The sequence below is a fragment of the Variovorax sp. JS1663 genome (assembly GCF_002157355.1).
GTDB lineage: Bacteria > Pseudomonadota > Gammaproteobacteria > Burkholderiales > Burkholderiaceae_C > Variovorax.
In genome coordinates this window covers 278427-291712 of sequence record NZ_LYMK01000001.1, presented here as the reverse complement: position 1 = coordinate 291712, position 13286 = coordinate 278427, and the positions used below count along the sequence as shown (strand labels likewise).

Sequence of the window (13286 nt, the reverse complement as noted above, 5' to 3'; positions counted from 1 at the left end):
CCCTTCTCTTCGCCTCCTTGGCACGGGCCCGTCCGGCCCTCAAGATCCATGCGCGCCTTCACGCTTTCCGATTTCGATTTCGACCTGCCGCCCGAACTGGTGGCCCAGCACCCCGCTGCCGAGCGCAGCGCATCTCGGCTGCTCGACGGCACGGTCCATCCACCGGCCGACCGCATCTTCAAGACTCTGCCGACGCTGCTGCGCGCGGGCGACCTGCTGGTCTTCAACGACACCCGCGTAGTCAGGGCGCGCCTCTTTGGCGAGAAGCCCACCGGCGGCAAACTGGAGCTGCTGGTCGAGCGCGTGCTGCAGGACCACGAGGTCGTCGCGCACATGAAGGTCAGCAAGAAGCCGCCCGTCGGCACGGTGCTGGCGATGGCCGGCGGCTTCTCCGCGACGCTGCTCGGGCGCTGGCCCGACGAGCAGGGTGCCCTGTTCCGCCTGCGCTTCGTCAGCGATGCCGGCGAAGACCCCTACGCGCTGATGGCGCGCTGCGGCCATGTGCCGCTGCCGCCCTACATCGAGCATGCCGACTCGCAGGACGACGAGCGCCGCTACCAGACCGTGTTCGCCCGCGTGCCGGGCGCGGTGGCGGCACCGACCGCGGCGCTGCACTTCGACGAGCCGCTTCTGGCAGAGCTGGAGGCCCGCGGGGTAGTGCGCGCCAACGTTACCCTGCACGTGGGGGCCGGCACCTTCCAGCCGGTGAAGACCGAAAAGATCGCCGAGCACCAGATGCACGCCGAGCGCTACGAGGTGCCCGAGGCCACGCAGCGAGCGATCGCGCAAGCCAAAGCGCGCGGAGGCCGCATCGTCGCCGTCGGCACGACCACCGTGCGCACGCTCGAAGCCTGGGCCACGAGCGGAGAGGCCAGCGGCGACACCCGCATCTTCATCACGCCAGGCTTCGCCTTCGAGCACGTCGACCTGCTGGTGACCAACTTCCACCTGCCGAAGAGCACGCTGATGATGCTGGTGAGCGCCTTCGCCGGCTACGAACGGGTGATGGCGCTCTATGCCCACGCGGTCCGCGAGCGCTACCGCTTCTTCAGCTACGGCGACGCGATGCTGCTCGCACGCGCCAACTGACCAGGGACACGCACAGATGCTGAACTTCGAACTCCTCGCCACCGATCCCGACAGCCACGCGCGCCGCGGCACGCTCACGCTCAACCACGGCGTGGTGCAGACGCCCATCTTCATGCCCGTGGGCACCTACGGCACCGTCAAGGGCGTGATGCCGCGCAACCTCGAGGAGATGGGCGCGCAGATCATCCTGGGTAACACCTTCCATCTCTGGATGCGGCCGGGCCTGGACGTGATGGCGAGCTTCGGCGGCCTGCACCAGTTCGAGAAATGGGACAAGCCCATCCTCACCGACTCTGGCGGCTTCCAGGTGTGGTCGCTGGGCGCGATGCGCAAGATCAGCGAGGAAGGCGTGAAGTTCGCGTCGCCGGTCAACGGCGACAAGCTGTTCCTCACGCCCGAGGTCTCGATGCAGATCCAGACCATCCTCAACAGCGACATCGTCATGCAGTTCGACGAGTGCACGCCCTACGATACGAACGGGCATGTCACGACCGAGGCCGAGGCGCGTTCGTCGATGGAATTGAGCCTGCGCTGGGCGAAGCGCTGCCAGGCCGAGTTCGCGCGGCTGGCCAATCCCAATGCGCTGTTCGGCATCGTGCAGGGCGGCATGTACGAGAACCTGCGCGAGGAATCGCTGGCGCAGCTGGTCGAGCTCGATTTTCCCGGCTATGCCATCGGCGGCGTCAGCGTGGGCGAGCCCAAGGAGGAGATGCTGCGCATCATGGCGCACACGCCGCACCGGCTGCCCGCCCACAAGCCGCGCTACCTGATGGGCGTTGGCACGCCGGAGGACCTGGTCGAGGGCGTGGCGCAGGGCGTCGACATGTTCGACTGCGTGATGCCCACGCGCAATGCACGCAACGGCACCCTCTTCACCCGCTTCGGCGACCTGAAGATGCGCAATGCGCGCCACAAGAACGATCCGCAGCCTATCGACCCGAGCTGTACCTGCCACGCCTGTGCGGGCGCCTCGGGCGTGCCGTGGAACGAAGGCGGGCGCGAGGGCTTCAGCCGCGCCTACCTGCATCACCTGGACCGCTGCGGCGAGATGCTGGGGCCGATGCTCACCACCATCCACAACCTGCACTACTACCTGAACCTGATGCGCGAGATCCGTGCGGCGCTTGACGCGGACCGCTACTCGGCGTTCCGCGCGCAGTTCAAGGCCGACCGCGCGCGCGGCGTCTGAGCCCCGCCCTACTTCGCGGCGCCCGGCACCTTGATCGGCAGCGGCGTGCTGTAGGGCTCGATGCGCACCAGCTCGTTCTTGAACAGGGCCACCTGGCGGATCGGTGCCTGCACCAGCGCGCCGGCCGTATCCTTCTGCGAGGCGTACTGCCAGACGGTCAGCGGGCTCTTGTCCTGCACCAGGGTCGCGAAGCGCTGAACGTCCGGCCCGCTGCCGCCACCGAGCTGCACGGCCTCGATGCCGATCACGATCTCGTCGCGCGGCGAGACCACCTTGAAGAGCCGGATGCTACCGGGCTCCTGCGCGTAGGCGACCAGGCTCGCGGCCGACAGCAGCGCGGCGGCGATGCACAAGAGATAAAGGCCGGCGGCGGCGTGGCGGCGGAGAAACTGGCTGAACATGGCGGGGGCTTCATCAAAGGCCTCCAGCGTACCGAGAAGGCTTGTCCGCGTGAACACGCCGGAAGCCATACGCCGGAGATCCGACGCGACTGGCAGGCCGGCCCGTCGACGTAGAGAATGCAGCAGCATCCTTCGCTCGCAGAGGCTTAGACCATGACCGCATCGACCTCCTTCGCTTCGGCTCGCTATCCCTCGCTCGCTGGCCGCTGTGTCTTCATCTCCGGTGGGGCGACCGGCATCGGCGAAGCACTGGTGCGTGCCTTCCATGCGCAGGGCGCGCGGGTCGGCTTCTGCGACATCGACGTGGCGGCCGGCCAGGCGCTCGCCGCCGGCCTGCAAGGGGACGATGCGGTGTTCTTCCAGGAATGCGACGTCACCGACGTGGCCGCGCTGCTGGCCACCCTCGCGGCGGTACGTGCGCGCTTCGGACCGATCCGCGTGTTGCTCAACAACGCCGCCAACGACCGCCGTCATGACATGGCCGATGTCACGAGCGAGGACTTCGACGCGCTGGTCGCGATCAACTTCAAGCACCAGTTCTTCGCCGCGCAAGCCGTGGCCGAGGACATGCGGGCGTCCGGCGGCGGCTCGATCATCAACTTCGGGTCGATCAGCTGGATGATCAAGGGCGCCGGCTACCCGGTCTATCAGGCCTGCAAGGCGGCCGCGCGCGGCCTGACGCGCTCGCTTGCGCGCGACCTCGGCAAGGCCGGCATCCGCGTCAACTCGATCGTGCCCGGCTGGGTGATGACCGAGCGCCAGCTGCGTCTGTGGGTCAAGCCGGAGTCGGAGGCCCAGATCGATGCCGCCCAATGCCTGCCCGGCCGGGTGGTGGCCGAGGACATCGCGAGCATGGCCCTCTTTCTCGCGGCCGACGATTCGAGGATGTGCACCGCGCAGGACTACGTGGTGGATGCCGGCTGGACCTGAACAAGCTGTGAAGAAGGAAGCCCGTCCGAAGGGCCCGACGCGGCCATCGTGCCGCAGGCATGGCAGAAACGCGAGAACGCGCTCTTGCGCGCCTCGCAGGCGCGGCAATGGTCGAACAGGCCGATGCCGCAATGCGGGCAGAAATCGATCTCCGTGTTCTTCAGGTCCACCGGCCGCTCGCAGCCCGGGCACACGCCCTTGGCGAGGCGGGCCAGTGCGGTGTCATAGCTCAGCTCGTTGCGGCGCACGGTATCCGGCTGCGCCTCCGCCAGCTTCTGGCGTGCGAGGTAGCGGTTGAGCGCAATGATGGCGTAGCGGCCGACGAGCACCGTCAGCACGATGCCGACCACGTAGCGCACATAGCCGCCATAGCTCGGCAGATAAGGAACGAGCTCGACGAAGAAGGCGAACAGCGCGAACAGGATGAAGCCCCAGACGAAGGGCCACCATGTGCTTTTGCGCTTCTTCGCGAACAGCCATCCGGCGATCACCAGCAGCGGCAGCGTGAGTGCCAGCCGATAGGCGAAGACGCGCAGCTCCACGCGCCGGCTTTCCGCCTCCATCGCCTTGTACGCCACCTCTTCGAGGGTCGCGAGCTGCTGCTGCGCACTCTGGCGCGCCTGGCGGGCGTCGAGCGCGACCTGGCGCTGCGCACCGACGGCGCGCTCCGCCTCGTTCTCCTTGGCCTTGAGCGCATCGAGCGCCTTGGTGCGTGCGATCAGTTCGGTGTCCTGATCCGGCTGCGCGGTCACCCGCCGTGTGGCGAGCCAGTTGCCGAAGGTCTCACGCGCGGTGCGGCTGGCCTGCTGAGCGGCCAACAGCGCGAGCTCAGCCTGCTCTCGCTCGCGAGAGGCCTCCTGCTCGGCGCGCTGGCTGTCGCGGATGGTCTTGCGCAGCGGCTCGGCCGCGGTGCGGTCGATGAAGTCGTCGAGCGTCAGCGCGCGCTCCACCCGCGGCAGGTCGCCCACGATGGTGCTGCCCAGCCCGACCAGGAAGCTCGCGAACACCAGGGCCACCACCCACAGGCCACGGCGGAACCATTTCTCCGACAGGCGCAGGGATTTGCTCATTTCCAGATCTCCGTTTCACTCGAGTGTTGTTGTTTCAAAGGTAGCGCTGCCACAGCGCGTTGCTGAAGCGCCCCTGAGGGTCCGCAGCGCGCTTCACCGCCCGGAACGCGTCCGCCTGAGGATAGGCGGCGGCAAACTGTGCCCGGGTCGCATGCAGCTGGTAGGGCAGGTAGTAGCTTCCGCCGCAGCCGAGCGCAGCATCCGATCCGCCATTCGCCGCCCGATGATCTGTCGCTGCTGCGCTGGGCGCGCGAGGAAGTGTTCTGCTTCGTCGTCTACTACAAGCAGCGCATCGACGGCGCGGCCATGGAGGCGGCCGGTCGCTGGACCCGGGACATGATCGAGGCTGCGGCGAGAACGGTTCGCCGTGACAACTCGGACGTGTCGGTCCGGATGCCGGGATCGGCAAGCGCTGCGGACCGGGTCCTCATAGGCGCAGAACGGTCGGCGCGGCCCCGAGTCCCGCGCGGGGCAGCCAGGCGAACACCGAATCCACCGTGACCGTCTCGATGCGGTCGGAGAAGCGCTTCTCGTTGGGATGGTCGTCGAAGGCCACGTTGGCGGCGCTGATGCGGCCGCCCAGCCGCGTGAGCGGGCCCAGCTTCAGCGTGGTGGGCTCGTAGCCCTTGAACTGCAGCCAGGCCTGCGCCTGCTCGCGGGTGCGGATGGTGCCGGGCTCCATCGCCGCCGCCAAGGTCTCGATGGCCCACTGGTTCGACTGCTGGTACTTGCGGCCCCAGGCGTAGCTCACGACGCTGTAGGGCGCCTGGTGCAGGCGGGTGATGCGCGTCGGCTCGTCCTTGAGCATCGCCAGCAGCTGCGCCTGCACGGCGGGCGTCGGCACCACCCACGCCGCTTCGTAGCGCCAGAGGTCGTCGAGGAAGAAGTCGCCCAGGCCCTGGCGGTAGATCGCCGCGACCGCGGTGCTGCACTGGTTCAGCTTGTGCACCACGCGCCAGGCGCCGGCCTCGGTCTTGTAGGCCAGGCCCAGGTGGGAATAGCGCAGCCCGTACTTGCCCAGGTCCTGCCCGGCCCGTGCCAGCACGACCACCCGCGCGCCGCTGGCATCGAGCTGCTCGGCCGCGCGCTGGGCCAGCGCCAGGCCCTGGATGATCGAGACCGGGTCCGGCTTGCGCTCTTCGCAGGAGCGGCCGGCGTGGGCGTTGATCGGGAACAGGAACAGCCCGGCCAGCACCACGGCCACCGCCGCCGCAAGCATCTGCACGGCAGCCCGCAGCCAGCGCCGCATGCGCGGCACGCGCCTGTGGTACTCGGCCTCGTAGTCACCGAAGTTGGTCGGGAAGCGCCTCACGACAGCCTCTCGTTGTAGAGCAGGGCACGACCGATCGCGTTGGGCACGAAGGCCAGCACCTCGCCCGCTGCCGACAGTACGACCCCGGTGCCGATCACGCTGACCGTGACCACGGTGCCGACGGCGACCGCGCTGCCGTGCACGGCGCGCCCCAGGACCTTGACGCTGGCGCGGGCACCGTCGGCCGTGCGCTCCAACAGATAGACGGTGCCGTCCACCGAGGCCTCGACCGCCACCACCGTCAGCGCCGACCCGGCCACCGACAGCGCCGCCGGCACGGCCACCACGGCACTGGCCGCGCTGCCGGCCACCGAGGCGGTGCCGACCACCGAGGCCACCGGCAGCATCGACAGCGCGGCCGAGGCCTCGCTCTGCGCGTGCACCTGCAGCGGGGCGGCGGTGCCCGCCAGCCCGGCACAGACCGCGATCAAGGCCGCGGCGAAGGACTTCTTCATCTTCATGATGTGTTCTCCAGCAGGAAAGGGTTGAACAAGGGGTCGGGACTTCATTGCTCGTCGCCGGCTTCGGCGCGGGCGGCGCGACGGCCTTGCAGGCGTGCCTCGGCGAGATCGGCTTCGTGACGGTCGCGCAGGGTCTTGGCCAGCGTGAAGGCGCTGCTGATCAGGAACAGCCAGCTCACGCCAAGGAAGGCCTTGTAGGTCTCACTGATCTCCATGCGCAGCAGGCCCCAGCCGGTCAGCCCCATGGCGGCGAAAAAGCCGCCCCAGACGACCAGTTTCCACATCGGCGCGTCGCCGGCGCCGGCGATGGCGCCGCGCTGGCTGTCGCGCACGAACTTGGCCAGCACGAAGGCGGCCGAGAGGCAGAACATGTAGCCCATCACCATGAAGGCCCGGTCCAGCGCCTGCCCGGGCAGCCAGGCCAAGCCGGTTGCGCAGAGGAAGACAGCCAGCCCGAAGGAGATCCAGACCTGGACTTGCCAGGCACGGGTGTCGCGCTGGATGAGGACGTTGGCAGAGGAGGGTTGCATGAATGCCTCGCGGCGTAGTGAAGGTGCGCGAATGATGGTTCGCGCCCCCCGGGCGAGGTTCAAATTAATGCACCGGTGGCGACTCTCGCCGCCACCGGTATCCCTATTTGATACCGGCGCGGTGCCGCCGCAGCATCAGGTCGGCACGCGTGAAGGGCCGCTCGATACCGGCCAGGCGCACCGCGATCACGCCCAGGGCATCCTGCGTGGGCGCGGGCGTTCCGGGCCGCAGGAAGACCAGGGGCGACACGATGCTGATCAACAGCAGGATCCAGTGCAGCCGCGGAGGCGGCCTTTGGTGCTGGCGCCAGAGGAAAAGCCCGCTGACGGCCGCGCCGAGCGCGAATCCGGCGGCCACCTCGGATTTGGAATGTGCGTAGATCGCCAGTCTCGACAGGCCGATCAACGCCGCAAAGATCCACCCCAGCGTTGCGGCCGAGAAACGCACGCGCGGCTCTCCATGCGCGGCGGTGAGCCAGAAGGCGACCGGCCAGACGCTGGCCGCGAGCATGGTGTGTCCGCTGATGCCGGTGAAGTTGAGCAGCGCGCTGCCGACGCCCCAGCCCATGAAGGCGATCTTGGAAAGCGCCACCAGCGCGCCGGCCGCACCGAACAGCAGGAGCCATCGCCATGCGATCGGCCGCGTGACCGTGCGCACGCCCAGCCACACGGCGATCCAGGCCGCCACCGGCAGCAGGAAGCCGCTGTCACCGAACCAGGTGATCGTGTACCAGAAGCCGTCGGGCAGGAAGAACATCAGGTCGGCTGGCTGCCCAGCAGCCCGCTCACGCGCTGCTGCAAGGCCTCCGGCTGCACCTCGGCGCGCGGCATCGCGCTGCCCACGTGCAGCCCAACCCGGCTGAAGAAGCCGCGCCGGAAGGGACGCACCATCGCCACCGGCTCGCCGTCGCGCACCTCGATGCGGCTGAAGTAGGAGCCCCAGAGGTTGGTCAGCGCCATCGGGATCACCGGCGGCTCGATGCCCTCCGCGCGCGCATCGTCCAGGATCTTCATCACCCCGCCCTTGAAGGGCTGCAGCTGGCCGTCGCGGGTGATCGCGCCCTCGGGGAATATGGCGAGCAGGTCACCCTCCCGCAGCACCTGCACCGCGCGCGCAAAGGCCTGCTCATAGGCCGCGGGGTTCTCCTTCTGCGGCGCGATCGGGATCGCCTTGGCGAGCCGGAACAGCCAGCCGAGCACCGGCACGCGGAAGATGCGGTGGTCCATGATGAAGCGGATCGGCCGCGGGCTGGCGGCCATCAGCAGCACAGCGTCGATGAAGCTCACGTGGTTGCACACCAGCACGGCCGCCCCCTCGGCCGGGATGTGTTCCTCGCCCTCGACGTCGAAGCGGTACACCAGGCGCGTCAGCACCCAGGCCACGAAGCGCAGCAGGTACTCCGGCACCAGCATGAAGATGTAGAAGGCCACCACCGCGTTTGCGATACCGGTGAACAGGAAGATCTGCGGGATCGTGAAGCCGGCCTGGAGCAGCGCCCCGGCGATCACGGCGCTGCCGATCATGAACAGCGCATTGAGAATGTTGTTGGCCGCGATGATGCGCGCGCGGTGCGTGGGCTGGCTGCGCAGCTGGATCAGGGCGTACATGGGTACGCTATAGAGACCGGCGAAGAGCGAAAGCAGGCCCAGGTCGGCCATCACGCGCCAGTGCGCCGGCTGCGCCACGAAGCCGGCGAGGCCCATCTCGGCGGCCGGCGGGAGGGCGCGGGAAGCGAAGTAGAGGTCGATCGCGAACACGCTCATGCCGATCGCGCCCAGCGGCACGAGGCCGATCTCGACCTGGCGGCGGCTCAGCGTCTCGCAGAGCAGCGATCCGATGCCGATGCCAATGGAGAACACCACCAGGAGCAGCGAGGCGACCTGCTCGTTGCCGTGCAGCACCTCCTTGGCGAAGCTGGGGAACTGGCTCAGGAACACGGCGCCGAAGAACCACATCCACGAGATGCCCAGCAGCGAGCGGAACACCACCAGGTTGCCATGCGCGAGGCGCAGGTTGCGCCAGGTCTCGCTCACCGGATTCCAGTTGATCACCAGGCCCGGGTCGGTCGCCGGCGCGCGCGGAATGGCCTGGGCCACGCCGCGCCCGACCAGCGCCAGCAGCAGGCAGGCCACCGCCACGGTGGTGTGGCCGATGCCCGGCAGCGCGACCAGCAGGCCGCCGGCCACCTGTCCCAGCAGGATGGCGACGAAGGTGCCCATCTCCACCATGCCGTTGCCGCCGGTGAGCTCGCGCGCATCCAGCACCTGCGGCAGGTAGGCGAACTTCACCGGTCCGAAGAGCGTGGAGTGCAGCCCCATCAGGAACACGCAGCCCAGCAGCAGCACCGCGTCGGCACGCAGGAAGCCCCAGGAGGCCAGCACCATGATCGCGATCTCGAGGTTCTTGACGAAGCGGATCATCTTCGTCTTGTCGTACTTGTCGGTGAGCTGCCCCGCCGTCGCCGAGAACAGCAGGAAGGGCAGGATGAACAGCGCGCCGATCACCAGCCCCGCCATGGCCGGCGGCATCCAGGCCAGTTGCAGCTGGTAGGTCACCATCACGGTGAAGGCGAACTTGAAGAGGTTGTCGTTCGCCGCGCCCGCGAACTGGGTCCAGAAGAAGGGAGCGAAGCGCCGCTGGCCCAGCAGCGCGAACTGGTTGGCATGCGCGCCCGGCTCGGGCGCGCCGGCCAGGGTGGCGGCATCGGCGGGTGTTGTCATTCGAATGTCCCGGGCGGGCTCCTCAGGCCGTCACCACGGCCGCGCCCGGATTGTGCCGCAGCGTCTCCCGTCCCATGGCTTGCAGCGCGTGCAGCATCGGCAGTGCGGCCAGGGCCGCGGTCAGATGCTTGAGGCTGTGGCCGGACACGAGGTGGTGCGTGGCCTCGTAGATGGCGTAGTCCCCGAGCTCGAACAGCTTGGCCAGGCCGTAGAAAAAGATCACCCAGCCCAGGCGCAGGCCGATGGCACCCTGCACGGGCTTCGCCAGCGCGAGCACGAGCACCAGTGCCATGCCGCCGAACTGGACCAGCCCCCACGGCAGCACGTTGCCCGTCTGCTGGCTGATCGCCACCGCCAGCAGGCCGCCGCCGAGCACGAACCAGGCCGCCGCCCATCCGGCCCGCGCGCTGATCCGCTCGCACACGGCGCAGCCGATCAGGCCGGCGAAGGCCACCGTCATCCCGGCGCGATCGGCCGCCAGGCGCAGGGCGTCGGGTTGCAGGTGGTAGAAGGCGGAGCCGGCCGCCGTGATGATCAGGCCGGCGAAGAACATCCAGGCGCAATCGAGCAGGTTGACCGGCGGCTGCGCGAGGAGCCGGTGCGGCACGGCATCCTGGACGTCCTCGTGCGCCTGGTCATGCCAGTGCAGCCAGCGCAGGCCCCAGACGCCCAATGCCGCGAAGGGCAGGTTGCTCAGCACGTCCATGGCATAGGGCAGGTTCTGCCAGCCACGATCATCGGCGAAGGGTGCGCCGCCCAAGCCCACGGGCATCAGTTCGGGCCCGAACAGCGCGACCAGCAGCAGCGAGGCGAAGAAGAACAGGAGGGCACGTTCGCGGCGGGACAGGGACGACAAGAACATTTCGGCTCCGGGTGAGATGCGGTGCGGCGGAATGTAGGTTGTCAACCCGTTCAGGGGCATCGAGAATCGATACGGAGTACTTTTTCACGCCCCCCGGTATCAAGAAGCAATACCTGATCCATGAGCACCACCGTCGATCTGATCCAGGCCCTCAAGAATGAACTCAAAACGGCCCACATGACCTATGCGGACCTGGCCAAGTCGCTGGACATGGCCGAATCCAGCGTCAAGCGCATGCTGGCCAAGGGCGACATGCCCTTGACGCGCGTGGACGCGATCTGCCGCGCGCTGAAGATCGATTTCGCGGAATTGGCGCGGCGGGTCGCCGATGCCCAGCCCTTGCTCAAGGAACTGACGCTGGAGCAGGAAAAAGCGGTCGTCAAGGACAAGAAGTTGCTGCTGCTGGCCATCTGCGTGCTGAGCCAATGGACCCTGGAGCAGATCGTAGCCGCCTACCGGATCAGCGAGGCGGAATGCATCGGCTATCTGGCGCAGTTGGACCGCATCGGGATCATCGAACTGCGGCCCCTCAACCGCTACCGGCTCAAGCTCGCCAAGACCTTCCGCTGGCGCCCGCACGGTCCGGTGATGGACTTCTTCCGCGAGAACGTCGTGCTCGACTACTACCGCGGCGGGTTCGACGGGCCGGCCGAGGGCCTGCTGCTGGTGCACGGCTCGATCAGCAGGTCGCTGGCGCCGGCCTTCCTGGACCGCCTGCAGCGGGTGGCGCAGGACTTCGCCCAGCAGCACCAGACCGACCAGAAGCTTTCGCCCAAGGAGCGCGAGGGCTACACCCTGCTGCTGGGCATGCGCAACTGGGAATTCGAGTTGTTCACGCGGCTGCGGCGCTCTTGACAATCGCCCAAAGAAACCGGTTCCAGGTAAAATTCCACATTCGGCAGTCAAGCGGATGGCGTGCGCCATCCCACCGCAGGCGCAAATCTCCCATGGACGCCAGCGGTGAGCCCCCGCGGTTCATTCTCTGCCTCTTTCGTCAATCGCCGACTGGAGAGCCATCACCGCGCGTGATGCGCCGAAGGAGCAAATCCGCCGCGACGGCGCGGCAGATGAATCTCTCAGGCATCAAGGACAGGGGGAGCGGCAACCTGGAACCCGGGTCGGGGCGCCTGCACATCAGGCCCCGCGGCCCGCCGTTCATGTCATCCCATAAGGATCTGGACATGCGCGTGCTCGTACTCGGCGCCGGCCTGCTCGGCGTCACGTCGGCCTATTACCTTCAGCAGTTGGGCCACGAAGTGATCGTGGTCGACCGCCACGCGACACCGGCCGCCAAGGCCCGCGGCCTGGCCGGAACCGGACTGAGCCCGGACGCCACCCGCCTGTTGCAGCAGGCGGCAGCCCGCCGGGCGGCGCGCCCCGGCTGGCAGGCCTTGCGGCGCAATCTCCGCCAACGCATCAGCCAGCTCCTCGACCGCGCCTTCGGTGCCTCCTCCCGCCTGAAGCCGCTCGAGCACCTGGTGCGCTTCGGCGCCTACAGCCGTGCGAGCGCCCGCGCCCTGCGCGACGAGGTGGGGGTGCCCACCGGCACGCGCGGCGCGGGCCTGCTAAGCCTCTACACCGACGAACGCGCCTTCCAGGCCCGGGTGAGCGGCCAACCCCGCTGGCACGCGCTCGGCTGCGAGGAGCAACTGCTGTCGACCGCCGAAGCGCTGCACCTGGAGCCGGCCCTGCAGGCGACGCGCATCGCGCTGGCCGGCGCCGCCCACGCGCTCGACGACGCGGCGATGCGCGACCCGGCTCAGTTCGCCGCCAGCCTGGTCTTCCTGTGCCGCGCGGCAGGCGTGCGCTTCCTGACCCGGCACCAGGTGCTTTCCCTGGACGAGCGTGCCGGCCGGATCGACCATGTCGACGCGCTGGACGCGGCCGGCCGCCCCGTCAGGCTCGAGGCGCAGGGCTACGTCCTGGCCCTGGGCGCCTCCAGCGTGATCCATGCGGAAAAGCTGGGCATCCCGATGCCGCTCGACTTCCAACGGGAATACACCCTCACGCTGCCGATCCTGGATGCGACGCGCGCGCCACGCACCACGCTGCACGACCGGCAGGCCCAGTTGCACATCCGCCGTGTCGAGACGCCGACCGGCGACTGCCTCCGGGTCTCCGGCTCCGTGCGCGCCCGCCTCGAGGACGAGGGCGAGCCTGATTCGGACCGCTTCCAGGCCATGCTCCGCCGCATCGAAGCCCTGCTGCCCGGCGCCGCCGACGCGAGCCAGGCCGCCTTCGAGACGGCCACGCATGCCGTCAGCCGCAGCGGCCTGCCGATGATCGGCAAGACCCGGCTGCGCAACCTGTTCCTCAATACCGCGCCGGGTTCGCGCGGCTGGATCCATGCCTGCGGCGCCGGCAAGTCCATCGCCCGCATCGTCAGCGGGCTGCGGCCCGAGCTCGAGTTCGCCTTTCGGCGCATGTAGCGCTTGGTGCGGCCGCCTGCCGCCTCTACAATCCGCCTCACTGCAGGAGAGCGGGCTGCCGGCAGGCAGCCCCACCGAAGGCGCAAACTCCCATAAACGCTCAGGTCGGCTCGCGCAAGCGGGCCTGTACTGCACGAACTGTCAAAGCCGTCTGGAGAGCCATCGCCCCGCGCGATGCACCGAAGGAGCAAGTCCGCTGCGGGCGCAGCGGATGAATCTCTCAGGTACCGAGGACAGGGGGAGCGGCAACTTGGACGCGCGGTCCGGTTGCTTGTTGTTCTTCGCAAGCTTC

At 68.6% G+C, this 13286-nt stretch carries 13 protein-coding genes and 3 riboswitches; of the genes, 5 read left to right on the top strand and 8 right to left on the bottom strand.

Annotated elements, in window-relative coordinates:
- Positions 1 to 48 precede the first annotated feature (48 nt).
- Positions 49 to 1089, top strand: coding sequence for a tRNA preQ1(34) S-adenosylmethionine ribosyltransferase-isomerase QueA (gene queA / locus A8M77_RS01490; RefSeq protein ID WP_086919786.1), 1041 nt, complete (start codon positions 49 to 51; stop codon positions 1087 to 1089).
- Positions 1090 to 1105: 16 nt separating this feature from the next.
- Entirely contained in the window at positions 1106 to 2278 is a 1173-nt protein-coding gene (tgt, locus tag A8M77_RS01485; RefSeq protein WP_086919785.1) for a tRNA guanosine(34) transglycosylase Tgt, read from the top strand.
- Positions 2279 to 2286: 8 nt separating this feature from the next.
- Here tgt and A8M77_RS01480 read toward each other — a convergent pair whose 3' ends face one another.
- Entirely contained in the window at positions 2287 to 2679 is a 393-nt protein-coding gene (locus A8M77_RS01480) for a hypothetical protein (protein ID WP_086919784.1), read from the bottom strand.
- Between the two features lie 153 nt (positions 2680 to 2832).
- Between A8M77_RS01480 and A8M77_RS01475 the strand changes: the two genes are divergently transcribed.
- Entirely contained in the window at positions 2833 to 3609 is a 777-nt protein-coding gene (locus A8M77_RS01475; RefSeq protein WP_086919783.1) for an SDR family NAD(P)-dependent oxidoreductase, read from the top strand.
- Here A8M77_RS01475 and A8M77_RS01470 read toward each other — a convergent pair.
- The 7 genes from A8M77_RS01470 to A8M77_RS01435 form a co-directional block, all read right to left on the bottom strand.
- Positions 3582 to 4679 carry a zinc ribbon domain-containing protein gene (locus tag A8M77_RS01470; RefSeq protein ID WP_238136668.1) on the bottom strand — a complete coding sequence of 366 codons (1098 nt, stop codon included), beginning with the start codon at positions 4677 to 4679 and terminating at the stop codon, positions 3582 to 3584. The two genes, A8M77_RS01475 and A8M77_RS01470, sit on opposite strands and share 28 nt — an antisense overlap.
- Positions 4680 to 5106: 427 nt before the next feature.
- Positions 5107 to 5898, bottom strand: coding sequence for a DUF2145 domain-containing protein (locus tag A8M77_RS01460; protein ID WP_086919922.1), 792 nt, complete (start codon positions 5896 to 5898; stop codon positions 5107 to 5109).
- 89 nt (positions 5899 to 5987) lie between these two features.
- Positions 5988 to 6446: a hypothetical protein gene (locus tag A8M77_RS01455; protein ID WP_143694534.1), complete on the bottom strand. Its 459-nt coding sequence runs from the start codon at positions 6444 to 6446 to the stop codon at positions 5988 to 5990.
- A 50-nt stretch (positions 6447 to 6496) separates the two neighbouring features.
- On the bottom strand, positions 6497 to 6982 hold the full coding sequence (locus A8M77_RS01450; protein WP_086919780.1) for a YiaA/YiaB family inner membrane protein: 486 nt from the start codon (positions 6980 to 6982) through the stop codon (positions 6497 to 6499).
- Positions 6983 to 7085: 103 nt separating this feature from the next.
- Positions 7086 to 7739, bottom strand: coding sequence for a phosphatase PAP2 family protein (locus A8M77_RS01445; protein ID WP_086919779.1), 654 nt, complete (start codon positions 7737 to 7739; stop codon positions 7086 to 7088).
- Positions 7739 to 9703 (bottom strand): MFS transporter, encoded by a 1965-nt coding sequence (locus tag A8M77_RS01440; protein WP_086919778.1) that lies wholly within the window; start codon positions 9701 to 9703, stop codon positions 7739 to 7741. The genes A8M77_RS01445 and A8M77_RS01440 overlap by 1 nt, the downstream gene beginning before the upstream one ends.
- A gap of 22 nt (positions 9704 to 9725) precedes the next feature.
- A complete protein-coding gene (locus tag A8M77_RS01435) occupies positions 9726 to 10565 on the bottom strand; it encodes a hypothetical protein (RefSeq protein ID WP_086919777.1) in 840 nt (279 codons plus the stop codon).
- A gap of 120 nt (positions 10566 to 10685) precedes the next feature.
- Between A8M77_RS01435 and A8M77_RS01430 the strand changes: the two genes are divergently transcribed.
- Positions 10686 to 11420 (top strand): helix-turn-helix domain-containing protein, encoded by a 735-nt coding sequence (locus tag A8M77_RS01430; RefSeq protein WP_086919776.1) that lies wholly within the window; start codon positions 10686 to 10688, stop codon positions 11418 to 11420.
- 140 nt (positions 11421 to 11560) lie between these two features.
- A riboswitch (glycine riboswitch) is annotated at positions 11561 to 11668 on the top strand.
- Positions 11669 to 11746: 78 nt separating this feature from the next.
- Positions 11747 to 12994 (top strand): FAD-dependent oxidoreductase, encoded by a 1248-nt coding sequence (locus A8M77_RS01425; protein WP_158100862.1) that lies wholly within the window; start codon positions 11747 to 11749, stop codon positions 12992 to 12994.
- Positions 12995 to 13027: 33 nt separating this feature from the next.
- Positions 13028 to 13131: riboswitch (glycine riboswitch) on the top strand.
- Positions 13132 to 13135: 4 nt separating this feature from the next.
- A riboswitch (glycine riboswitch) is annotated at positions 13136 to 13241 on the top strand.
- Positions 13242 to 13286: the final 45 nt, after the last annotated feature.

Excerpts from the sequence above, each read along its gene's own strand:
- A8M77_RS01475 (WP_086919783.1), top strand. The coding sequence starts at position 2,833 with ATGACCGCATCGACCTCCTTCGCTTCGGCTCGCTATCCCTCGCTCGCT.
- tgt (WP_086919785.1), top strand. The coding sequence starts at position 1,106 with ATGCTGAACTTCGAACTCCTCGCCACCGATCCCGACAGCCACGCGCGC.
- A8M77_RS01460 (WP_086919922.1), bottom strand. The coding sequence starts at position 5,898 with ATGCTTGCGGCGGCGGTGGCCGTGGTGCTGGCCGGGCTGTTCCTGTTC.
- A8M77_RS01440 (WP_086919778.1), bottom strand. The coding sequence starts at position 9,703 with ATGACAACACCCGCCGATGCCGCCACCCTGGCCGGCGCGCCCGAGCCG.
- A8M77_RS01455 (WP_143694534.1), bottom strand. The coding sequence starts at position 6,446 with ATGAAGAAGTCCTTCGCCGCGGCCTTGATCGCGGTCTGTGCCGGGCTG.
- A8M77_RS01450 (WP_086919780.1), bottom strand. The coding sequence starts at position 6,982 with ATGCAACCCTCCTCTGCCAACGTCCTCATCCAGCGCGACACCCGTGCC.
- queA (WP_086919786.1), top strand. The coding sequence starts at position 49 with ATGCGCGCCTTCACGCTTTCCGATTTCGATTTCGACCTGCCGCCCGAA.
- A8M77_RS01480 (WP_086919784.1), bottom strand. The coding sequence starts at position 2,679 with ATGTTCAGCCAGTTTCTCCGCCGCCACGCCGCCGCCGGCCTTTATCTC.
- A8M77_RS01445 (WP_086919779.1), bottom strand. The coding sequence starts at position 7,739 with ATGTTCTTCCTGCCCGACGGCTTCTGGTACACGATCACCTGGTTCGGT.
- A8M77_RS01430 (WP_086919776.1), top strand. The coding sequence starts at position 10,686 with ATGAGCACCACCGTCGATCTGATCCAGGCCCTCAAGAATGAACTCAAA.
- A8M77_RS01435 (WP_086919777.1), bottom strand. The coding sequence starts at position 10,565 with ATGTTCTTGTCGTCCCTGTCCCGCCGCGAACGTGCCCTCCTGTTCTTC.
- A8M77_RS01425 (WP_158100862.1), top strand. The coding sequence starts at position 11,747 with ATGCGCGTGCTCGTACTCGGCGCCGGCCTGCTCGGCGTCACGTCGGCC.
- A8M77_RS01470 (WP_238136668.1), bottom strand. The coding sequence starts at position 4,679 with ATGAGCAAATCCCTGCGCCTGTCGGAGAAATGGTTCCGCCGTGGCCTG.